The organism is Streptomyces sp. NPDC001068 (assembly GCF_042897315.1).
GTDB lineage: Bacteria > Actinomycetota > Actinomycetes > Streptomycetales > Streptomycetaceae > Streptomyces.
In genome coordinates, this window is record NZ_JBIAYD010000006.1 from 553,510 (window position 1) to 575,573 (window position 22,064).

The window sequence follows — 22,064 nt, forward strand, 5'->3', positions numbered from 1 at the left end:
AGGGGAAGCACACCGTGGCACGCATCGGTGACGGCGGCGATCTGCTCAAGTGCTCGTTCTGCGGCAAGAGCCAGAAGCAGGTCAAGAAGCTCATCGCAGGGCCCGGTGTGTACATCTGCGACGAGTGCATCGACCTCTGCAACGAGATCATCGAGGAGGAGCTCGCCGAGACGAGCGAGGTGCGCTGGGAGGAACTCCCCAAGCCCCGCGAGATCTACGAGTTCCTGGAGGGCTACGTGGTCGGCCAGGAGGCCGCCAAGAAGGCCCTCTCGGTCGCGGTGTACAACCACTACAAGCGGGTCCAGGCCGGCGAGAACGGCGGCGGCCAGAGCCGCGAGGACGCCATCGAGCTGGCGAAGTCCAACATCCTGCTGCTGGGCCCCACCGGCTCAGGCAAGACCCTGCTGGCGCAGACCCTGGCCCGCATGCTGAACGTCCCGTTCGCGATCGCCGACGCGACCGCGCTGACGGAGGCGGGCTACGTGGGCGAGGACGTCGAGAACATCCTCCTCAAGCTGATCCAGGCGGCCGACTACGACGTCAAGAAGGCCGAGACCGGGATCATCTACATCGACGAGATCGACAAGGTCGCGCGGAAGAGTGAAAACCCGTCGATCACCCGGGACGTCAGCGGCGAGGGCGTGCAGCAGGCCCTGCTGAAGATCCTGGAGGGCACCACCGCCTCGGTCCCGCCGCAGGGCGGCCGCAAGCACCCGCACCAGGAGTTCATCCAGATCGACACGACGAACGTGCTGTTCATCGTGGGCGGTGCCTTCGCGGGCCTGGAGAAGATCATCGAGTCCCGGGCGGGCGCGAAGGGCATCGGCTTCGGCGCGACCATCCGCTCCAAGCGCGAACTGCAGTCCAAGGACCAGTTCGAGGACGTCATGCCCGAGGACCTGGTGAAGTTCGGCATGATCCCCGAGTTCATCGGCCGGCTGCCCGTCATCACCTCGGTCCACAACCTGGACCGCGAGGCCCTGCTCCAGATCCTGATCGAGCCGCGCAACGCGCTGGTCAAGCAGTACCAGCGGCTGTTCGAACTCGACGGTGTGGAGCTGGACTTCGAGCGCGAGGCGCTGGAGGCCATCGCCGACCAGGCCATCCTCCGCCAGACCGGCGCCCGCGGCCTGCGCGCCATCATGGAGGAGGTCCTCATGTCGGTGATGTACGAGGTGCCGTCCCGCAAGGACGTGGCCCGCGTCGTCATCACGGCCGACGTCGTCCACTCCAACGTCAACCCGACCCTGATCCCGCGCGACGCGCGCGGCCGGGGCGCGGGGGAGCAGAAGTCGGCGTAGCCGCACCGGTAGTGACGAGGAGGGGCGCCCGCGAGTCTCGCGGGCGCCCCTCCTCTGTGTCCCAGGGGACCGTCAGCCCTTGACGCGGACGTCGTCGCGGAGCTTGGCGGTGAGGGCGGCGGTGTCGTCCATCGAGCCGCTCTTCCCGGTGGCGATGGCGGCCAGGTCGTAGGCGAACACGTAGGCCACCGTGCTGTGGTCGCCCCACACGCAGAACGGCATCGTCGTGGACTTGCCGGTGGAGCTGTCCTTGGACTCGATCTCCTGGCACTTCATGATGCCGTCGAAGCCGGCGGGCTTGAACGTCCGGGGCTCGCCCACGAGCTTGCCCTCCGAGTCGCTCTTGGCGCTCTCCGCCTTGGTCTCGGCGAACATCGCGTCGACGGTCTTGGCGGGATCGTCGATGGTGCCGTACACCCCGCTGAACGTCAGGGACTTGACCTTCAGACCCGAGCCCTGCACGTAGCTCGCGCTCACGTCCTTGGGGTCGTGGATGCCCCACGCCTCGGCGTCCTTGACGTCGGACGAGGTCAGCTTGCCCGACTCGGAGTCGCCCTGCTTCTTGTAGGCGCCGTCGATGACCGCGGCCGGTGCCGTCAGCTTGTGCGGCCCGTCGTCGGCGACCGAACCGCCGCTGCCGCCGCCGTTGCCGAGGGCGAAGTACGCGCCGACCGCGATCGCCGCCACCACCGCGACCGCCCCGATGATCAGGCCCGTCCTCTTCTTCCCGCCGCCGGGCGCCGGCGGCTGCGGGACGCCGCCGTAGGGCTGCTGGCCGTACGGAGGCTGGCCGAAGGGCGGCTGCTGCTGGCCGTACGGGTTCTGCTGCGGCGGGACCGGCGCGCCCTGGGGCGGGTAGCCGTAGCCCGGCTGCGGCGGCTGCGCCGGGGGCTGCTGGGGGTAGCCGTAGCCGGGCTGGGGCGCCTGCGGCGGCTGGCCGTACGGACCCGGCTGCTGTCCGTAGGGTCCAGACTGCTGCGGCGGTCCCCCGTACGGGCCCGGCTGGTTGTGACTCATCTCTGGGTTCCCCTCCAGATGCTTATGTGTTCCTGACATCCTGGCCCAGTCACAGGGAACGCACGGCACGGGGGTGCGCACCGTTACAGAACAAAGGCGTTTCGGGACAGCGCCGGGACACCCCTAAACTGAGCCCCGTGACCGAGAACGCTCAGCAGCAGCCCACAGCGCCCAGCACCGAACTGCCGACCCAGTACGCGCCGGCCGACGTAGAGGGGCCGCTGTACGAGCGCTGGGTAGAGCGCGGTTACTTCGCGGCCGACGCCAAGAGCGACAAGCCCGCGTACACCATCGTCATCCCGCCGCCCAACGTCACCGGCTCCCTGCACCTGGGCCACGCCTTCCAGCACACGCTGATGGACGCGCTGACCCGCCGCAAGCGCATGCAGGGCTTCGAGTCGCTGTGGCTGCCCGGCATGGACCACGCCGGCATCGCCACCCAGAACAAGGTCGAGCAGCAGCTCGCCGAGGAGGGCAAGTCCCGCCAGGACCTCGGCCGCGAGGAGTTCGTCGAGCGGGTCTGGCAGTGGAAGGAAGAGTACGGCGGCAGGATCCTCGGCCAGATGCGCCGGCTCGGCGACGGCGTCGACTGGGACCGTGAGCGCTTCACGATGGACGAGGGCCTGTCCAAGGCCGTCCAGACCATCTTCAAGAAGCTCTACGAGGACGAGCTGATCTACCGCGCCGAGCGCATCATCAACTGGTGCCCGCGCTGCCTGACGGCCATCTCGGACATCGAGGTGGAGTACCAGGAGGACGACGGCGAGCTGGTCTCCATCACGTACGGCGAGGGCGAGGAGACCCTGGTCGTCGCCACCACCCGCGCGGAGACGATGCTCGGCGACACCGCCGTCGCCGTCCACCCCGACGACGAGCGGTACAAGCACCTGGTCGGCCGGCGCATCAAGCTCCCGCTGACGGACCGTACGATCCCGGTCGTCGCCGACACGCACGTCGACCCCGAGTTCGGCACGGGTGCCGTCAAGGTCACCCCGGCCCACGACCCGAACGACTTCGCGATCGGCCAGCGGCACGGCCTGGAGTCCATCACCGTGATGGACGAGCGCGCCGTCATCACCGTCCACGGCCCGTTCGAGGGCCTGGACCGCTTCGAGGCGCGGTCCGCGATCGTCGCGGCGCTGCGCTCGCAGGGCCGGATCGTCGCCGAGAAGCGGCCCTACGTCCACTCGGTCGGCCACTGCTCGCGCTGCGGCACGACCGTCGAGCCGCGGCTGTCCATGCAGTGGTGGGTCAAGGTCGGCCCGCTGGCGAAGGCCGCCGGTGACGCGGTCCGCGACGGCCGGGTCAAGATCCACCCCGAGGACATGTCGAAGCGGTACTTCGACTGGGTCGACAACATGCACGACTGGTGCATCTCGCGCCAGCTGTGGTGGGGCCACCGCATCCCGGTCTGGTACGGCCCGGACGGCGAGGTCGTCTGCGTCGGCCCCGACGAGCGGCCGCCCGGTACCGAGGCGGAGGGCTGGCGGCAGGACACCGACGTCCTGGACACCTGGTTCTCCTCCGGCCTGTGGCCCTTCTCCACCCTCGGCTGGCCCGAACAGACCGCGGACCTGCGGAAGTTCTACCCGACCGACGTGCTGCTGACCGGCCACGACATCATCTTCTTCTGGGTTGCCCGGATGATGATGTTCGGCCTGTACGCCATGGACGGCGAGGTCCCCTTCCGCACCATCGCGCTGACCGGCCTGGTCCGCGACGAACGCGGCAAGAAGATGTCGAAGTCCTTCGGCAACGTCGTCGACCCGCTGGACTGGATGGACAAGTACGGCTCCGACGCCGTCCGCTTCACCCTGGCCCGCGGCGCCAACCCCGGCACCGACGTGCCGATCGGCGAGGAGTGGGTCCAGGCCTCCCGCAACTTCGCCAACAAGATCTGGAACGCGACCCGGTTCGCCCTGATGAACGGCGCCACCGCCGAGGGCCCGCTGCCGGACGCGTCCGAGATGTCGGCGACGGACCGCTGGATCCTGTCCCGGCTCAACAAGACGGTCGCCGAAGTCGACGCGTTCTACGACGACTTCCAGTTCGCGAAGCTGTCCGACGCCCTCTTCCACTTCGCGTGGGACGAGGTCTTCGACTGGTACGTCGAGCTGTCGAAGACGACGTTCCAGGCCGGCGGGCGGGCCGCCGAGGTCTCCCAGCGGGTCCTGGGCGAGGTCCTCGACGTCACCCTGAAGCTGCTCCACCCGGTGGTCCCGTTCGTCACGGACACCCTGTGGACCACTCTCACGGGCGGCGAGTCGGTCGTCGTCGCGCAGTGGCCGTCCGACAGCGGCTTCCGCGACGAGGCGGCGGAGCGGGAGATCGAGTCCCTCCAGTCCGTCATCACCGAGGTCCGCCGCTTCCGCGCCGACCAGGGCCTGCAGCCCGGCCAGCGGGTCCCGGCCCGCCTCACCCTCGACGGCACGGCCCTCGCCCCGCACGAGGCGGCCATCCGCCAGCTGCTGCGCCTCCAGCCGGAGGGCGACGACTTCGCGGCCACCGCCACCCTCCCGGTCGCCGGCGCCACGGTCGCCCTCGACCTCTCCGGCACGATCGACGTGGCGGCGGAGCGCAAGCGCCTCGCCAAGGACCTCGCGGCCGCGGAGAAGGAGAAGGCCCAGGCGACGGCCAAGCTGGGCAACGAGGCGTTCCTCGCGAAGGCCCCGGACAACGTGGTGGACAAGATCCGCGGCCGGCTGGCCAAGGCGGACGAGGACATCGCCCGTCTCCAGGCCCAGCTGGACAGCCTCCCGGAGGCGTAACGCCCGGCACGCGCCGTCGCACGACCCGCACGACCGCACGCCCCGCAGGCGTCCGGCCGCCCGCTCCCCGGGCCGCCGGACGCCTGCGCGCGTTCGTCCGCCACCAAGCGCCGACCGGCCATCGACCTACAATCCAGAAGTAGGGACATGGCCGAGATGTTCCGTTTTGACGCTATGTGGCGGAGGTAACGCCCGCATGCTGCGCAGGGGCCTGAGGAAGACACCTCCGCACGGGGGGCTGGTCCCCCTGACGGCTGTCACGGGTGCCCTGCTCGCCGTGCTCATCGGCATCGTCTTCCTGATGCTGGTGTGGGCGGTCCAGGACGCGCGCGGCTCCCTGCAGACCGCCCGCGCCGGCCGGCCGGCCCTGGACCAGGCCGGGGCGGTCCAGAAGGTCGTCCTCGACATGGAGGGCGGGCAGCTGGGCTACGTCATCACCCGGCAGGACGAGTTCCTCGGACCCTGGCGGGCCGGGCGCGACGCGTTCCCCGCGCAGGCGCAGCGGCTCGTGGACGTCAGCCCCTCCGACGGCCAGCGGCGGCTCGCCCGGCAGATCCAGCAGGCGGGCCAGTCCTTCATCGACGACTACTCGGCCCCGCTCGTCGACGCGGTCAGGCGCGGCGATCCGCAGGCGGCGAGCACGGAGAGCACCCGGGAGGGCAGGCGGCGCGTCGAGGAACTGCGGAGCCGGCTGAGGGACTACCTGGGCGGCGAGCGCCTCGTCATCGACGCCCAGGAACACGCCATCGAGCACCGGATGGACCGGCTGGCCATCGGGGCCTCCATCGGTGTGGCCGGGGCGGTCGTGCTGATCGTCGGCTACGGCGCCTACGTGACCCGGGTGATCGTCTGGCCGGTGCGCAGGATGGCCGGCACCGCCACCCGGCTCGCCGCGGGCGACCTGAGCGCACGGGTGCCGCCCTCCGGCAGACGGGAGATCGGACAGCTGGAGACGGCGTTCAACACCATGGCCGCCTCCCTGGAGAAGAGCCACCGACGGCTCCGGCTGCTCTACGACGCCGGTACGGCCCTGGGCAACACCCTCGACGTGCGGCGGACCGCCGACGAACTGGTCCGGGTCGCCGTCCCCCGGTTCGCCGACCACGTCACCGTCGACGTGGCGGCGGCCGTCCTGACCGGCGGTGAGCCGGACGGCGCCGACGGCACCGCCCTGCACCGGGTCGCCCGCGGAGGCGTCCGCGACGACGCGCCGCTGAACCCCGTCGGCGCGCCGGCCGCACTCTGCCGGGGCGCCACCGGGGCCGGCGCCGCCCTCCACACCGACCTGCGCACCGCCCCCGCGGGGTGGGCGGCCGACCCACGGTGCGCGGACCGGCTCCTCGACTACGGCATGGGCTCGTTGATCACCGCGCCGCTGTCCGCGCAGGGCGTCCCGATGGGCCAGGTCGCCTTCTGGCGGACCGGCGACTCTCCGCCGTTCGAGGCGGCCGACCTGTCCGACGCCGAGGAACTGGCCGCGAAGACCGCGGCCGCCATCGACAACGCCCGGCGCTACACCCGCGAACGCGAGACCGCGCTCGCGCTCCAGCACAGCCTGCTGCCGCACGGTCTGCCCGAGCGCCCGACCGTCGAGGTCGCCTACCGCTACCTGCCGACCGGCACCCCGATCGGGGTCGGGGGCGACTGGCTCGACGTGATCCCGCTGTCGGGCACCCGGGTGGCCCTGGTCGTCGGCGACGTCGTCGGCCACGGCATCCACGCCTCGGCCACCATGGGACGGCTGCGCACGGCGGTCCGCACCCTCGCCGACGTCGACCTGCCGCCCGAGGAACTCCTCACCCACCTCGACGACCTCGTCCTCCATCTCGACGACGGCGCCCTGGAACCGGCCGGGGAAGTCGGCTCGACCTGCCTGTACGCGGTCTACGACCCGGTCTCGCGGCGCTGCTCGCTGGCCAGCGCCGGCCATCCTCTGCCCTTCGTGATCACCCCGCAGGGCGCCGTGGAGAAGGCCCCCGGCCAGGCCGGACCGCCGCTCGGCCTCGGCGGGCTGCCGTTCGAGACGACCGAGCTGGACCTCGCCGGGGGCACCACGCTCGCGCTGTTCAGCAACGGCCTGGTGCACTCCCGCAACCTCGACCTGAGCCAGGGCCTCGAACGGCTCCGGGCCGCGCTGGCGACGCCCGGGGAGTCCCTGGAGGCGACCTGCGACCACGTGGTGGCCGCACTGCGCAGCTGCGAACCCGCCGACGACGTCACGCTGCTGCTGGCCCGCACCCACGCCCTGCCCGGTGACCGGGTGGCCACCTGGGAGGTTCCCGCGGACCCCGAGGAGGTCGCCCGGGCGCGGACCCTGACCACCGGCCAGCTCGGTGCCTGGCACCTGGACGAGCTGTCGTTCACCACCGAACTGGTGGTCAGCGAGCTGGTCACCAACGCCATCCGCTACGGCGGTTCCCCCATCCAGCTGCGGCTCATCCGGGACGACGCGATGCTGATCTGTGAGGTGTCCGACGGCAGCAGCACCGCCCCCCACCTGCGGCGGGCCCGGATCTTCGACGAGGGGGGCCGCGGTCTGCTGCTGGTCGCCCAGCTCACCCAGCGCTGGGGCACCCGGCAGACCTCGGCCGGCAAGACCATCTGGTGCGAGCAGGCGCTGCCTCCCGTCGAGGCCTCCCCGCCGGGATAGCCCTCCTGGGCCGACGGGCGGGTGCCGGGCTCCGTAGACTGGTCCCGTGAGTGATCTGCCCCCGCGCGACCCCCATGACAGCTTCGACGGCGACGACGAGGAGGCCGGAGCCGGCTTCGACGACTTCGACGGCATCATCGAGGCCGAGACGGACCGCGACCCCGATCTCGCGGTGATCGAAGCCGGCAGCCGTACCCTGCGCACCCAGGGCGGTACGCCGCAGGCCGACGTCCCGGCCCGCCCCGAGGACCCCGAGGTCGACCGCGCCCTGCGCGAGGTGGAGGCGGAGCTGGCGACCCGCTGGGGCGAGACCAAGCTGGAGCCGTCGGTCACCCGGATCTCCGCGCTGATGGACGTCCTGGGCGACCCGCAGCGGTCGTACCCGTCGATCCACATCACCGGCACCAACGGCAAGACCTCCACCGCCCGCATGATCGAGGCCCTGCTCGGCGCCTTCGACCTGCGCACCGGCCGCTACACCAGCCCCCACGTGCAGTCGATCACCGAGCGCATCAGCCTCGACGGCGCCCCCATCGGCGCCGAGCGGTTCATCGAGACCTACGAGGACATCAAGCCCTACGTCGAGATGGTCGACTCCCGGCAGGAGTACCGGCTGTCCTTCTTCGAGGTGCTCACGGCCATGGCGTACGCGGCCTTCGCCGACGCCCCCGTCGACGTCGCCGTCGTGGAGGTCGGCATGGGCGGCTCCTGGGACGCCACCAACGTCATCGACGGCGACGTCGCCGTGGTCACCCCCATCGACCTCGACCACACCGACCGGCTCGGCGGGACCACCGGCGAGATCGCCGGCGAGAAGGCCGGGATCATCAAGCAGGACGCCACCGTGATCCTGGCCCAGCAGCCGGTGGACGCGGCACAGGTGCTGCTGAAGAAGGCGGTCGAGGTGGACGCCACGGTGGCCCGGGAGGGCCTGGAGTTCGGCGTGGTCGCCCGTCAGGTCGCCGTCGGCGGCCAGCTCCTCACCCTGCGGGGCCTGGGCGGCGAGTACGAGCAGGTCTACCTCCCGCTGCACGGCCCCTACCAGGCCCACAACGCGGCCGTCGCGCTGGCCGCCGTGGAGGCGTTCTTCGGCGTCGGCTCCCAGCGTCCCGAGCCGCTGGCCGTCGACACGGTCCGCAAGGCGTTCGCGGCGGTCACCTCGCCGGGCCGCCTGGAGGTCGTCCGGCGCTCGCCCACCGTCGTCCTGGACGCCGCGCACAACCCGGCCGGGGCCCGCGCCACCGCCGAGGCGGTCGGCGAGGCCTTCGACTTCAGCAGGCTGATCGGCGTGGTCGGGGCCAGCGGCGACAAGAACGTGCGGGGGCTCCTGGAGGCCTTCGAGCCGATCTTCGCCGAGGTCGTCGTCACCCAGAACTCCAGCCACCGCGCGATGGACGCCGACGAACTGGCCGCGATCGCCGTCGAGGTCTTCGGGGAGGACCGCGTCCAGGTCGAGTCGCGGCTGCCGGACGCCCTGGAGGCCGCGATCACGCTGGCCGAGGAGGAGGGCGAGTTCGCGGGCGCGGGAGTGCTGGTCACCGGCTCGGTCATCACGGTCGGCGAGGCCCGGCTGCTGCTCGGGAGGGCCTGACCATGCGCACGCTCTGCTCCTCCACCCTGGTCGGCGAGTTCTTCGTCATCGGCTTCGCCGCGCTGGTCGCGATGAAGGACCCCGACCTGTCCACCGGCACGGTGTGGCTGGTCAGCGGCATCGCCATGGTGCTCTGCGTGGCCCTGTGCGGGGTCATCACCCGGCCCGGCGGCGTCGCCCTCGGCTGGGCGCTGCAGATCGCGCTGGTCGCCTCCGGTGTCTTCGTGCCGACCATGTTCTTCCTGGGGGCCGTGTTCGGCGCCCTGTGGTGGGCCTCCGTCCACTACGGACGGAAGATCGACGAGGCCAAGGCCCGCTTCGCGGCGCAGCGCGACGAGAGCAGTCCGTCCGGCGCCTGAGGAACGGGCCCGTACCGGCTGACCTGCACACTGCGTGACGGACGCACGGAACGGCCCTGTAGCCTCTCCTCACCGCACACGTAAGTACCGCGAAGGAGCCCTCACGTGACTCAGCGCACCCTCGTCCTGCTCAAGCCCGACGCCGTCCGTCGTGGCCTGACCGGCGAGATCATCGGCCGTATCGAGCGCAAGGCCGACTGGCGGATCACCGCGCTGGAGCTGCGCTCCCTGGAGCGGGCGACGCTGGAGCAGCACTACGCCGAGCACGTCGGCAAGCCGTTCTACGAGCCGCTGGTCGAGTTCATGGCCTCCGGCCCGGTCGTCGCCCTGATCGCCGAGGGCGAGCGGGTCATCGAGGGTGTCCGCGCGCTGGCCGGTCCCACCGACCCGATCGCCGCCGCGCCGGGCTCCATCCGCGGCGACTTCGGTGTCATCGTCCGCGAGAACCTGATCCACGCGTCGGACTCCGAGGAGTCCGCGGAGCGCGAGATCAAGATCTTCTTCCCGGGCCGCGCGTAACCCCGCGCGGGGCGGACACGCCCCCGTAGGGATTTTTCGTGGACGTTTCTGACGAGACGTCAGTCCGGTGGTCCGTGTGACCTGGGACGGCCGAATGATTTCGGCCGTCCTTCGGCATATGCGTGCCGATCGGGGGAACGCGTGCCCCCGTCGGACCGTCTCCACAAGCGAGACGGCCCTGCACGTGCTGACAATGGCGAAGACCCTCGCGCAGTGTCCGTGCAGGCGCGTCTACGATGGAAGCCTTCACGTCACAGCACCCACTTCGCCGACCTGAAATGCCCTCAAAAGCTCCCGGGAAGGCCAGACGAATCCTGATGGGGAACTCAATGTCGTTCATCGGCCGTGACATGGCTGTCGACCTCGGGACCGCCAACACGCTGGTGTACGTCAGGGGTCGCGGGATCGTACTCAACGAGCCGTCCGTTGTCGCGATCAATACGAACACCGGTGGAATTCTGGCAGTCGGCGCAGAGGCGAAGAAGATGATCGGGCGCACGCCCGGCAACATCGTCGCCGTACGCCCGCTGAAGGACGGCGTGATCGCCGACTTCGAGATCACCGAGCGCATGCTCCGCTACTTCATCCTGAAGATCCACAAGCGGCGCTACCTGGCCAGGCCGCGGGTCGTCGTGTGCGTGCCCTCCGGTATCACCGGAGTCGAGCGCCGCGCGGTGATCGAGGCGTCCTCGCAGGCGGGTGCCCGCCAGGTGCACATCATCGAGGAGCCCATGGCCGCGGCCATCGGCTCCGGCCTGCCGGTCCACGAGGCCACCGGCAACATGGTGGTGGACATCGGCGGCGGCACCACGGAGGTCGCGGTCATCTCGCTGGGCGGCATCGTCACCGCCCAGTCGATCCGCGTGGCGGGCGACGAACTGGACAACGCGATCATCCAGCACATCAAGAAGGAGTACAGCCTCCTCCTCGGTGAGCGGACGGCCGAACAGATCAAGATCACGATCGGTTCCGCGTACGACCTGGACTCCGACGAGCACACCGAGATCCGTGGCCGGGACCTGGTGTCGGGGCTGCCGAAGACCGTCGTCATCTCGGCCGCCGAGGTCCGCAAGGCGATCGAGGAACCCGTCAACGCCATCGTGGACGCCGTCAAGACGACGCTCGACAAGTGCCCGCCGGAGCTGTCCGGCGACATCATGGACAGGGGAATCGTTCTGACCGGCGGCGGAGCGCTGCTGCGCGGTCTGGACGAGCGGCTGCGCCGGGAGACCGGCATGCCGATCCACATCGCCGAGGACCCGCTGGACAGCGTGGCGCTCGGATCCGGCAAGTGCGTCGAGGAGTTCGAGGCGCTCCAGCAGGTCCTGGACGCGCAGCCGCGCAGATGACGTAACTCTTCGATTCCGCCGTACGAGATGATCCCCTCTCGTGCGGCGGATCGTTGATATGGAGGCATAGGCTCACACCCGTGGAGCCCCTCCCATTGGTACGACAAGCTCCCGCAGGTTCCTATCGAGGAAGGCACGGCCGCCGCACGTGAGGGACACGAAAGAGAGCCGGCTGCTCCTGGTGCTGCTGATCGCGATCGCGTTCGCGCTGATCACGGTGGACATCCGAGGTGGCAGGAACTCCCCGGCCGACGGCGCCCGGCAGGCCGCGGCCGCGGTCTTCGGCCCGATCGAGAACGGCATGTCGACGGTGGTGGACCCGGTGGGCAACGCCGTCTCCGCCGTCCGCGACTCCGACGACCGGCACGACCGGCTGGCCCGGCTGGAGAAGCAGAACGCGACCCTCAAGGCGAAGCTCGGCAGCGACGACCGCAACCGCAGCCGCCTGAACCAGCTCGACAAGATGCTGAAGATGGCCGGCGAGGGCCAGTACGGCATCAAGGGCGCCCAGGTCATCGCCATAGGATCGGCGCAGGGTTTCTCCTGGACCGTCACCATCGACGTCGGCGCCAACGACGGCATCAGGCGTGACATGACCGTGCTGAACGGCAATGGCCTGGTCGGCCGCGTGACCACCGTCGGCCCGGACGCCTCCACCGTGCTGCTCGCCAACGATCCCGACTTCACCGTCGGCACCCGTATGGAGGGCAGCGACGAACTCGGCTTCGCCTCCGGGCAGGGCGACCGCCCGCTGCGCGTCGAACTCCTCAACGGCAAGGCCGAGGTGAAGAAGGGCGACCGGCTCGTCACCTTCGGCTCCGAGGCCGACCGGCCCTTCGTGCCCGGCGTGCCGGTCGGCACGGTCACCGGCGTCGACCCGTCCAACGGCGGCCTCACCCGCACCCTCTACGTCACGCCGTTCGTGTCGTTCACCAAGCTCGACATCGTCGGCGTGGTCGTCGAGGCGCCGAAGAAGGACCCGCGCGACGAGGTGCTCCCGGCCAAGCCGAAGCCGACCCCGATCCCTACGGTGACCGTCACGGTCACCCCGTCCGCGAGCGCGAACACGGGATCGGACTCGGGCACCGGCTCCACCACGGACTCCGGCACGAACTCGGGTACCGACGAGACCGACACCAACGACCAGCAGCAGCGGTAGGAGCTGAATCCCCTTCATGCGTGTCAACCGGATCCTGCTCTCCTCCGCCCTCGTCGTCGTCGCCCTGGTGATCCAGGTGAGCGTCCTCGCCCGCCTCCACCTGCCGGGCGCCGTCCCCGACCTGATGCTGCTCACCGTCCTCGGCCTCGCCATGGTGTACGGCCATGTGGGCGGCGCCCTCGTCGGCTTCGGCGCCGGCCTCCTCGCCGACCTGGCTCCGCCCGCCGACCACGCGGCCGGGCGCTACGCCCTGGTGCTGTGCGTCGTCGGCTACTTCGCGGGCCTGATCAGGCCGGAGAACGGCCGGCTGAAGTCCGCGACCGGCCCGATGGTCGTCGTGGTCGCCGCCGCCATCGGCTCCACCCTGCTCTACGCGGGCGTCGGCGCCCTCGTCGGCGACACCGCGGCCCGGCACGTCGGCATGACCAGCCTGCTGGTCACCGCCGCCCTCTACGACCTGCTGCTCGCCCCGTTCGTGGTCCCCGGCATCATGTGGCTGGCCCGCCGCGCCGACAGCGACCCGCTGACCGAGGCCAACTCCGGCAAGGGCGGCGACATCTCCTCCGGCTGGCTCTCCTCCGGCACCGGACTGCGCATCGGCGGCCAGCGCGGCGGCCTCGGCTCCCTGAAGGCGAGAGCCCGCACCCGCAACGTCCGCGTCGGCCGCATCAAGGGAGTCAAGCGCCTGTGAGCGCGGGGGAGTTCACCCGACGGCCCGGCGCCGCGGTCCACAGCTTCGTCGTATATGACACACACGTACAGCACGGAGAGGGGGAGGCAACCCAGTGACCAACATTCCCGAGACCGGGCGGAGCCCTCGGGTCCAGATCCGTCTCGTCGTCATCCAGATCCTGGTCCTCTCCCTGCTCGGCACCCTCGGCGGCCGCCTGTGGTACCTGCAGATCCGTGAGGGCGCCGAGTACCAGAAGGAAGCCTCCGGCAACCACGTCCAGCAGGTCGTGGAACCCGCCGTGCGCGGCTCGATCCTGGACGCCCGCGGCGTGCCCATCGCGGACAACGAGACCCGGCTGGTGGTCTCCGCCTCCCGCACCGACCTGCTCAAGCAGAAGGACGACGGCAAGGCGGTCCTCACCAAGCTCGCCGGCGTCCTCGGGATGAACCCCACCGACGTCACGCAGAAGGTCCGCCTCTGCGACTCCAAGACCCCCCAGCCCTGCTGGAACGGTTCGCCCTACCAGCCGATCCCGATCACCGACGAGGCCACCGCCAAGCAGGCCCTGCAGATCCGCGAGCGCGCCGAGGACTTCCCCGGCATCACCGCCGAGCCCGAGGCCGTGCGCCGCTACCCGGCCCCCGGCAAGGCCAACACCTCCCAGGTCCTCGGCTACCTCTCGCCGGTCACCGACGACGAGATCCAGCAGGCCCAGAACACCAGCTCGCCGTACCTGCGTTCGGACATGGTCGGCCGCTCCGGCCTGGAGCGCCAGTACGACAAGGAGCTGCGCGGCAAGGCCGGCGTCACCCGCTACGAGGTGGACAACCTCGGCCGGGTCATCGGCAAGGCCAAGTCGGACGCCGCCGAACCCGGCGCCAACCTGGTCACCAGCATCGACTCCCGCGTGCAGCGGGTCGCCGAGAACGAGCTGGACAAGGCCATGAAGACGGCCCGCAAGCAGTACGACAGCATCACCCACGAGAACTACAAGGCCGACTCGGGCGCCGTCGTCGTGATGGAGGCCAAGACCGGCCGGATCGTCGCGATGGCCTCCGCGCCGACCTACGACCCGAACGTCTGGGTGGGCGGCATCTCCGCCAAGGACTACAAGGCCCTCACCGGAAAGAACTCCGACTACCCGCTGCTCAACAGGGCCATACAGGGTCAGGCGGCGCCCGGTTCGACGTTCAAGGTGGTCTCCACGGCCGCCGCGGTCCAGGCCGGTTACGTGTGGGACGGCGGTTACCCCTGCACGAGTTCGTACTCGGTGGGCGGCCAGGTCTTCAAGAACTTCGAGGGCGAGAACTTCGGCCCGATCTCACTCGGCCGCGCCCTGGAGGTGTCCTGCGACACCGTCTTCTACGGACTCGCCGACCGCGAGTGGAAGCGGGACGGCGGCATCAACCCGAAGAAGGGCCAGCCCAAGGACTGGTTCTTCAAGACGGCCCACCAGTTCGGCCTCGGCAAGGAGACCGGCGTCGACCTCCCCAACGAGGTCACCGGCCGGGTCCCCGACCGCCAGTGGAAGCTCGACTACTGGAAGGCCAACAAGGACGCCTGGTGCAAGTCCGGCAAGAAGGACGGCTCCTACGTCGAGAAGATCGAGTACGAGAACTGCCTCGAAGGCAACAAGATGCGCGAGGGTGACGAGATCAACTACTCGATCGGCCAGGGCGACACGCTCGTCACGCCGATCCAGGAGGCGATGATCTACGGCGCGGTGGCCAACGGCGGCACCGAGTACGCGCCCACCATCGGCAAGGCGGTCATCAGCGCCGACGGCAAGAGCGTCCAGGAGATCAAGCCCCGGGCGGTGCGCAAGCTGCCCGTCACCCAGGCCACCCTCAAGGGCATGGACGACGCCTTCGCGGGCGTCATCACCCGCGGTACCGCGGCCTGGAAGTTCGGCGGCTGGCCGCAGAACAAGATCGCCCTGCACGGCAAGACCGGTACCGCCGAGGTCTACGGCAAGCAGACCACGTCGTGGCTCGCCACCTACAGCAAGGACTACACGGTCATCATGACCATCGCCCAGGCCGGTACCGGTTCCGGTGCCTCCGGTGAGGCGGTCCGCAACATCTACAGCGCGCTGTACGGCGTCGGCGCCGACGGCTCCATCGACAAGAACAAGGCGCTCCTCTACACCCCGCAGCAGGGCCTGCCCAAGGTCCGCCCGGACGGCACCATCGCCTCCCCGAAGGTCTCCAAGGACGCGGCGAAGGACTTCCAGGCGACCCAGAAGGGCGACAAGGGCGACGACGGCCAGCCGACCCCGGCCACCTCGTCCTCGCCGTCGTCGGGCAACCGTGACACCCGCAGGCGGGCGCGGAAGAGGGGAAGCCGGAGGATGCTGACGTGACGAGCGTTCGTGACGGGAGGGGACCGGCATGACCGGGGCCAACAGCTTCTCCGTCTCCGGATACGGTCCCGCGCGGGCCGGCTGGACCCGGGTCTTCGCCCGTGACTCGCTGGCCCGCCGCCTGGACTGGCCCATGATCATGGCGGCCCTGGCGCTGTCCCTGCTGGGCTCGCTGCTGGTGTTCTCGGCGACCCGCAACCGCACCGAGATCAACCAGGGCGACCAGTACTACTTCCTGCTCCGGCACCTGATGAACACCGGCATCGGCCTCGCCCTGATGATCGGCACGGTCTGGATCGGCCACCGCCAGCTGCGCAACGCGGTGCCGATCCTCTACGGCCTGTCGCTGCTCGGCATCCTCGCCGTGCTCACCCCGCTGGGCTCCACCGTCAACGGCGCGCACTCCTGGATCGTGCTCGGCGGCGGCTTCTCGCTCCAGCCGTCCGAGTTCGTCAAGATCACGATCATCCTGGGGATGGCGATGATACTGGCGGCCCGGGTGGACGCCGGTGACAAGAAGTACCCGGACCACCGCACGGTCCTGCAGTCGCTGGGCCTGGCCTCGGTGCCGATCCTGATCGTGCTGCTGATGCCCGACCTCGGCTCGGTGATGGTCATGGTCATCATCATCCTGGCCGTGCTGCTCTCCTCCGGCGCCTCAAACCGCTGGATCTTCGGCCTGCTGGCGACCGGTGTGCTGGGCGCGGTCGCGGTCTGGCAGCTGCACATCCTGGACGAGTACCAGATCAACCGCTTCGCCGCCTTCGCCAACCCGGAGCTCGACCCCGCCGGCGTCGGCTACAACACCAACCAGGCCCGCATCGCCATCGGCTCCGGCGGCCTGACCGGTGCGGGACTCTTCCACGGCTCGCAGACCACCGGTCAGTTCGTGCCCGAACAGCAGACCGACTTCGTCTTCACGGTGGCGGGGGAGGAGCTGGGCTTCGCCGGCGCCGGCCTGATCATCGTGCTCCTGGGCGTCGTCCTGTGGCGCGCCTGCCGGATCGCCCGCGAGACGACCGAGCTGTACGGCACGGTCGTGGCGGCGGGAATCGTGGCCTGGTTCGCGTTCCAGGCGTTCGAGAACATCGGCATGACCCTCGGCATCATGCCGGTCACCGGCCTGCCGCTGCCGTTCGTGTCGTACGGCGGCTCGTCGATGTTCGCGGTGTGGGTGGCGGTGGGACTGCTCCAGTCGATCAGGGTGCAGCGCCCGATGTCGGCCTGACCGGAGGCCAAAGGGGTGAGTCGGGCGCGAGGGTGAGCTGAACACGTCGTATGCGGCGAAAGGGCCGTTTGTCTCGTGTTCACCTCGCCCTCGTTTTTGCTCCCCCTCCGATTCACCTTCCATGCCCGCTGTCCTCGCGGCGCCGGGGCGATTAGATTCGGTTCATGGCGGATACGAAGCGTGAGATCGAGCGCAAGTACGAATCCGACGAGAGCGGGCTGCCCGACCTGACCGGCGTCGCCGGCGTGGCGAACGTCGTGGACAAGGGCACCGCCGAACTCGACGCCACCTACCACGACACCTCCGACCTGCGCCTGGCCTCGGCCCGGGTCACCCTGCGCCACCGCACCGGCGGCACCGACGCCGGCTGGCACCTCAAGCTCCCGGTCGCTCCCGGCGTCCGCGACGAGATCCACGCCCCGCTCGCCGACGCCGTCCCCCGCGAACTGGCCGCCCTGGCCCGCTCCCGGGTCCGCGAGGGCCGGCTGGTCCCGGTCGTCCGCCTGCGCACCACCCGCGACATCCGCCACCTCGTCGACGCCGACGGCACCCTGCTCGCCGAGGTCAGCGTGGACAGCGTCCGGGCCGAGCGGCTCTTCGGCGGCACCGGCAAGGCGCAGTGGACCGAGATCGAGGTGGAACTCGCCGACGGCGGTGACCCGGCCTTCCTCGACAAGGTGGAGAAACGGCTCGGCAAGGCCGGCGTACGGCCCTCGAAGTCCGCCTCGAAACTGGACCGGGCCCTGTCCGCTACCAAGGGCGGCAAGCCGCACCCGGCGAAGCCCGACCCCGCCCCGCCCGTCACCGCCGGCGACCACGTGCTCGCCTACGTCCGCGCCCAGCGGGACGCGATCGTCGCGCTCGACCCGGCCGTCCGCCTGGACACCGAGGAGGGCGTCCACGACATGCGGGTGGCCACCCGCCGGCTGCGCAGCACCTTCCGCACCTTCGGCAAGGTCCTCGACCGGAAGGTCACCGACCCGGTCGCCGACGAGCTGAAGTGGCTGGCCGGGGAACTCGGCGTCGGCCGCGACCAGGAGGTCCTAGCCGAACGCCTGCTGGCGGCCCTGGACGCGGTTCCCGGCCCCCTGGTCTCCGGCCCGATCGACCACCGCCTGCGGACCTGGGCCGAGGCCCAGGAACGCGGCTCCCGGAGCCGGCTCCTCGGCATCCTGGACTCCAAGCGCTACCTGGCCCTGCTGGACACCCTCGACGCCCTGGTCGCCGATCCGCCGCTGCGGAAGGCGGCCGCCGGCGACCCGGAGAAGGTCCTCGCCGAGGCCGTGCACAGGGACTTCGAGAAGGTCGGCGGCCTGATCGAGGCCGCCATGGCCGAGCCCCCCGGCCACGACCGCGACCTCGGCCTGCACGACGCCCGCAAGAAGGCCAAGCGCACCCGCTACGCCGCCGAGGCGGCCCGCCCCGCCCTCGGCGGCCCCGCGAAATCCCTGGTCAAGTCCATGAAGTCGCTCCAGTCCCTGCTCGGCGAGCACCAGGACAGCGTGATGGCCCGCGAGACCCTGCGCGAACTGTCCGCGGTGGCCCACGCGGCCGGGGAGAGCGCGTTCACCTACGGGCTGCTGTACGGCCGCGAGGAGGGACGGGCGGCGGTGGTGGAGGCGAGGACCCCGCACGCCTGGCGGAAGACCGTCGAGGGCGCGCCCCTCTGATCGGCCGTACGGGGTACACCGCCGGGCGCGCTAGGCTGGATGACCACCCTCCCCCCAGCCTCCGGCCGGGGGTGCCCCCAGTCAGCTCACAAAGGTCCGCGAGATGCCTGCCGAAGCCGCCGCCCAGATCGCCGAGTCTGTGTTCCCGCAGCTCGAAGCTCTGCTCCCGCATGTGCAGAAGCCGATCCAGTACGTCGGCGGAGAGCTCAACTCCACGGTCAAGCCGTGGGAGGACTGCGACGTCCGCTGGTCGCTCATGTACCCGGACGCCTACGAGGTCGGCCTGCCCAACCAGGGCGTCATGATCCTCTACGAGGTGCTCAACGAGCAGGAAGGCGTCCTCGCCGAGCGCACGTACAGCGTGTGGCCGGACCTGGAGGCGCTGATGCGCGAGCACCGGGTCCCGCAGTTCACGGTGGACAGCCACCGCCCGGTGAAGGCCTTCGACGTGTTCGGCCTGTCCTTCTCCACGGAGCTGGGCTACACCAACATGCTCACCGCCCTGGACCTCGCGGGCATCCCCCTGGAGTCCAAGGACCGGGGCCTGGACGACCCGATCGTCCTGGCCGGCGGCCACGCGGCCTTCAACCCGGAGCCGATCGCCGACTTCATCGACGCGGCGATCATCGGCGACGGCGAGCAGGCCGTCCTCGACATGACGAAGATCATCCGCGACTGGAAGGCCGAGGGCCGTCCCGGCGGCCGCGAGGAGGTCCTCTTCCGCCTGGCGAAGACCGGCTCCGTCTACATCCCGGCCTTCTACGACGTGGAGTACCTGGCCGACGGCCGGATCGCCCGCGTGGTCCCGAACAAGTCGGGCGTCCCGTGGCGGGTCTCCAAGCACACCGTCATGGACCTCGACGAGTGGCCCTACCCCAAGCAGCCGCTCGTCCCGCTCGCCGAGACCGTCCACGAGCGCATGTCCGTGGAGATCTTCCGCGGCTGCACCCGCGGCTGCCGCTTCTGCCAGGCCGGCATGATCACCCGCCCGGTGCGCGAGCGCTCCATCACCGGCATCGGCGAGATGGTCGACAAGGGCCTCAAGGCGACCGGCTTCGAGGAGGTCGGCCTGCTCTCCCTCTCCTCCGCCGACCACTCGGAGATCGGCGACATCGCCAAGGGCCTGGCCGACCGCTACACCGAGGACAAGATCGGCCTCTCGCTGCCCTCCACCCGGGTCGACGCCTTCAACGTCGACCTGGCGAACGAACTCACCCGCAACGGCCGCCGCTCCGGCCTCACCTTCGCCCCCGAGGGCGGCTCCGAGCGCATGCGCAAGGTCATCAACAAGATGGTCTCGGAGGAGGACCTGATCCGCACGGTCGCCACCGCCTACGGCAACGGCTGGCGTCAGGTGAAGCTCTACTTCATGTGCGGCCTGCCCACCGAGACCGACGAGGACGTCCTGCAGATCGCCGACATGGCGATGAACGTCATCCAGAAGGGCCGCGAGGTCTCCGGCCAGGGCGACATCCGCTGCACGGTCTCCATCGGCGGTTTTGTCCCCAAGCCGCACACCCCCTTCCAGTGGGCCCCGCAGCTGTCCGCGCAGGAGACGGACGCGCGCCTGGAGAAGCTGCGGGACAAGATCCGCGGCGACAAGAAGTACGGCCGCTCGATCGGCTTCCGCTACCACGACGGCAAGCCCGGCATCGTCGAGGGACTGCTCTCCCGCGGCGACCGCCGCGTCGGCGCCGTGATCCGCGCGGTCTACGAGGACGGCGGCCGCTTCGACGGCTGGCGCGAACACTTCTCCTACGACCGGTGGATGACCTGCGCCGACAAGACCCTGCCGGCCCTCGGCGTGGACGTCGACTGGTACACCACCCGCGAGCGCACCTACGAGGAGGTCCTCCCCTGGGACCACCTCGACTCCGGCCTCGACAAGGACTGGCTCTGGGAGGACTGGCAGGACGCCCTCGACGAGACCGAGGTCGAGGACTGCCGCTGGACCCCGTGCTTCGACTGCGGGGTCTGCCCGGCCATGGACACGACCATCCAAGTCGGCCCGACCGGCAAGAAGTTGCTGCCGCTGACGGTCAAGAACGCGGCGCCGACGCCGGCTGCGAGCGGCCACATGCACTGACGTGAGCGATGTGCGCCACCCGATCGGGTGGCCGAGGCGCTGGCGGACGCGCGCGAGGAGGACGTGGCTGGGCTGATGGCCGCTTTGAGTACCTCGCTCCCGCGTCCATTGGTGCCGTCCATCTCTTCCCGTACGCCTCTGCCCGTGCAGGTGAGCAGCGCAGTCATTGAGTCCGAGGCGGAGTGGGTTTGGCGGTCCCTCCGTGAGAGCCTTCGCGGTATGGGGGATGCGTCGGCCGTAGGGGATGTCCGAGGGTTTCTGGCGGCGATCGGTGTCGGGGACGTGTGCCACGGGACGGTCGCCGCGGTTTCCCGGTCCGGGATGTCGGTGCTCTTGGACGGCTTCACCGACCGGCCGCTGGGGACGGTGGGGCCGTTGGACGGTTCCTGGTGCCGGCGCTTCGCCGATGTCGCTGTGGTCGGACGGAGGATCGCCGGCGAGGTGACGGCGGTGGATGCGGACGAGGGCTGGGTGCGGCTGTCGGTGGCGGCGATCGAGAATCCGGAGCTCTGGGCGTTTCTCAAGCGGCTTCGTTTGGGTGAGTGCTTGACCGGCACGGTGGCGGCGATCGAGTCGTTCGGGGTCTTCGTGGCGCTGGATGAGGGCCCTGAGCATCCGGTGTTTCCCGGCGTCGGTTTCATCACGTATCCCGAGCTGTCCTGGCGTCATTTCGATGCCGCGTCCGACGTCGTCGAGGTCGGGCAGCGGGTGTCGTGCGAGTTCTTGCAGTTCGACACGTGGAACGGGGAGGCCCGGCTGTCTCTGCGGGCGATGGAGCCGGATCCCTTCCTGGTGTTCGTCGACGGCATCGTGGTGGGACAGAGGCTGAGTGGGCGGGTGACGAAACTGGTCCCGTTCGGTGTCTTCGTGGAGGTCGCCGACGGCATCGAGGGCATGGTGCATCTGTCCGAGCTGAGCCCGGTGCCCGTGGCCGCGCCGGAGGACGTCGTCCAGGTCGGCGATGAGCTGACGGTCGTCGTCGTGGACGTCGACCGGGAGCGGCGCCGGCTGTCGCTCTCCCGGCGGCAGGCTTGAGCGGTTTCGGACCGTGCCCGGCGATAGATATGGCCGTACCACACCGGCTGCGACTCATCTGCGGGCGCCGTCGGAGCGCTCTCGCGCTCCTCTGCCGTGTCCTGGGAATTCGTCGGGCATCCACTCTGCAGTGGAGTGGGCCTGAGCCCTTGTTGTCCAGCACAGGGCACGCGGCCGACCACGAGCGCGCCCCCCTCTCTTCCTTGAGTTCTAGTGGTCGTTGCAACACCCCAGCTCAGGGGATGCAATGGACTTCGAGATCCGGGAGAACCGGGGGCCCGGAGGCGGGCGAAGGAT

General features: G+C 70.2%; 15 protein-coding genes. 14 read left to right on the plus strand and 1 reads right to left on the minus strand.

Going from position 1 to position 22,064, the window contains the following annotated elements; translation table 11 throughout:
- Positions 1-14 precede the first annotated feature (14 nt).
- The gene (gene clpX, locus ACFY3I_RS20130; protein ID WP_351319384.1) at positions 15-1,301 is read left to right on the plus strand and encodes an ATP-dependent Clp protease ATP-binding subunit ClpX; all 1,287 of its coding nucleotides are present in this window, start codon (positions 15-17) and stop codon (positions 1,299-1,301) included.
- A 72-nt stretch (positions 1,302-1,373) separates the two neighbouring features.
- On the opposite strand, the gene ACFY3I_RS20135 is transcribed toward clpX, so the two are convergent.
- Positions 1,374-2,318 carry a hypothetical protein gene (locus ACFY3I_RS20135; protein ID WP_390861760.1) on the minus strand — a complete coding sequence of 315 codons (945 nt, stop codon included), beginning with the start codon at positions 2,316-2,318 and terminating at the stop codon, positions 1,374-1,376.
- 137 nt (positions 2,319-2,455) lie between these two features.
- On the opposite strand from ACFY3I_RS20135, the gene ACFY3I_RS20140 reads away from it, so the two are divergent.
- The 13 genes from ACFY3I_RS20140 to ACFY3I_RS20200 all read left to right on the plus strand — a co-directional run bounded on the left by ACFY3I_RS20140 (position 2,456) and on the right by ACFY3I_RS20200 (position 21,767).
- Positions 2,456-5,086 carry a valine--tRNA ligase gene (locus tag ACFY3I_RS20140; RefSeq protein WP_365288888.1) on the plus strand — a complete coding sequence of 877 codons (2,631 nt, stop codon included), beginning with the start codon at positions 2,456-2,458 and terminating at the stop codon, positions 5,084-5,086.
- 196 nt (positions 5,087-5,282) lie between these two features.
- Positions 5,283-7,736 (plus strand): SpoIIE family protein phosphatase, encoded by a 2,454-nt coding sequence (locus tag ACFY3I_RS20145; RefSeq protein WP_390861761.1) that lies wholly within the window; start codon positions 5,283-5,285, stop codon positions 7,734-7,736.
- 46 nt (positions 7,737-7,782) lie between these two features.
- On the plus strand, positions 7,783-9,327 hold the full coding sequence (locus ACFY3I_RS20150; RefSeq protein WP_390861762.1) for a bifunctional folylpolyglutamate synthase/dihydrofolate synthase: 1,545 nt from the start codon (positions 7,783-7,785) through the stop codon (positions 9,325-9,327).
- A gap of 2 nt (positions 9,328-9,329) precedes the next feature.
- On the plus strand, positions 9,330-9,686 hold the full coding sequence (locus ACFY3I_RS20155; RefSeq protein WP_390861763.1) for a DUF4233 domain-containing protein: 357 nt from the start codon (positions 9,330-9,332) through the stop codon (positions 9,684-9,686).
- A 105-nt stretch (positions 9,687-9,791) separates the two neighbouring features.
- Complete coding sequence (gene ndk / locus ACFY3I_RS20160; protein WP_351319394.1) at positions 9,792-10,205, plus strand: nucleoside-diphosphate kinase; 414 nt, start codon at positions 9,792-9,794, stop codon at positions 10,203-10,205.
- Between the two features lie 329 nt (positions 10,206-10,534).
- Positions 10,535-11,554: a rod shape-determining protein gene (locus tag ACFY3I_RS20165; RefSeq protein WP_004001297.1), complete on the plus strand. Its 1,020-nt coding sequence runs from the start codon at positions 10,535-10,537 to the stop codon at positions 11,552-11,554.
- 148 nt (positions 11,555-11,702) lie between these two features.
- Positions 11,703-12,713 (plus strand): rod shape-determining protein MreC, encoded by a 1,011-nt coding sequence (gene mreC / locus ACFY3I_RS20170; RefSeq protein ID WP_390861764.1) that lies wholly within the window; start codon positions 11,703-11,705, stop codon positions 12,711-12,713.
- Between the two features lie 16 nt (positions 12,714-12,729).
- Positions 12,730-13,404: a rod shape-determining protein MreD gene (mreD, locus tag ACFY3I_RS20175; protein ID WP_390861765.1), complete on the plus strand. Its 675-nt coding sequence runs from the start codon at positions 12,730-12,732 to the stop codon at positions 13,402-13,404.
- 94 nt (positions 13,405-13,498) lie between these two features.
- Positions 13,499-15,748, plus strand: a complete 2,250-nt coding sequence (gene mrdA / locus ACFY3I_RS20180; RefSeq protein ID WP_365288882.1) for a penicillin-binding protein 2 — start codon at positions 13,499-13,501, stop codon at positions 15,746-15,748.
- Between the two features lie 28 nt (positions 15,749-15,776).
- A complete protein-coding gene (gene rodA, locus ACFY3I_RS20185; protein ID WP_365288881.1) occupies positions 15,777-16,976 on the plus strand; it encodes a rod shape-determining protein RodA in 1,200 nt (399 codons plus the stop codon).
- Between the two features lie 164 nt (positions 16,977-17,140).
- Entirely contained in the window at positions 17,141-18,646 is a 1,506-nt protein-coding gene (locus ACFY3I_RS20190) for a CHAD domain-containing protein (RefSeq protein WP_390861766.1), read from the plus strand.
- A 103-nt stretch (positions 18,647-18,749) separates the two neighbouring features.
- Positions 18,750-20,732 (plus strand): TIGR03960 family B12-binding radical SAM protein, encoded by a 1,983-nt coding sequence (locus tag ACFY3I_RS20195; protein WP_390861767.1) that lies wholly within the window; start codon positions 18,750-18,752, stop codon positions 20,730-20,732.
- 219 nt (positions 20,733-20,951) lie between these two features.
- The gene (locus ACFY3I_RS20200; RefSeq protein WP_390861768.1) at positions 20,952-21,767 is read left to right on the plus strand and encodes a S1 RNA-binding domain-containing protein; all 816 of its coding nucleotides are present in this window, start codon (positions 20,952-20,954) and stop codon (positions 21,765-21,767) included.
- The last annotated feature ends 297 nt before the right edge of the window (positions 21,768-22,064 follow it).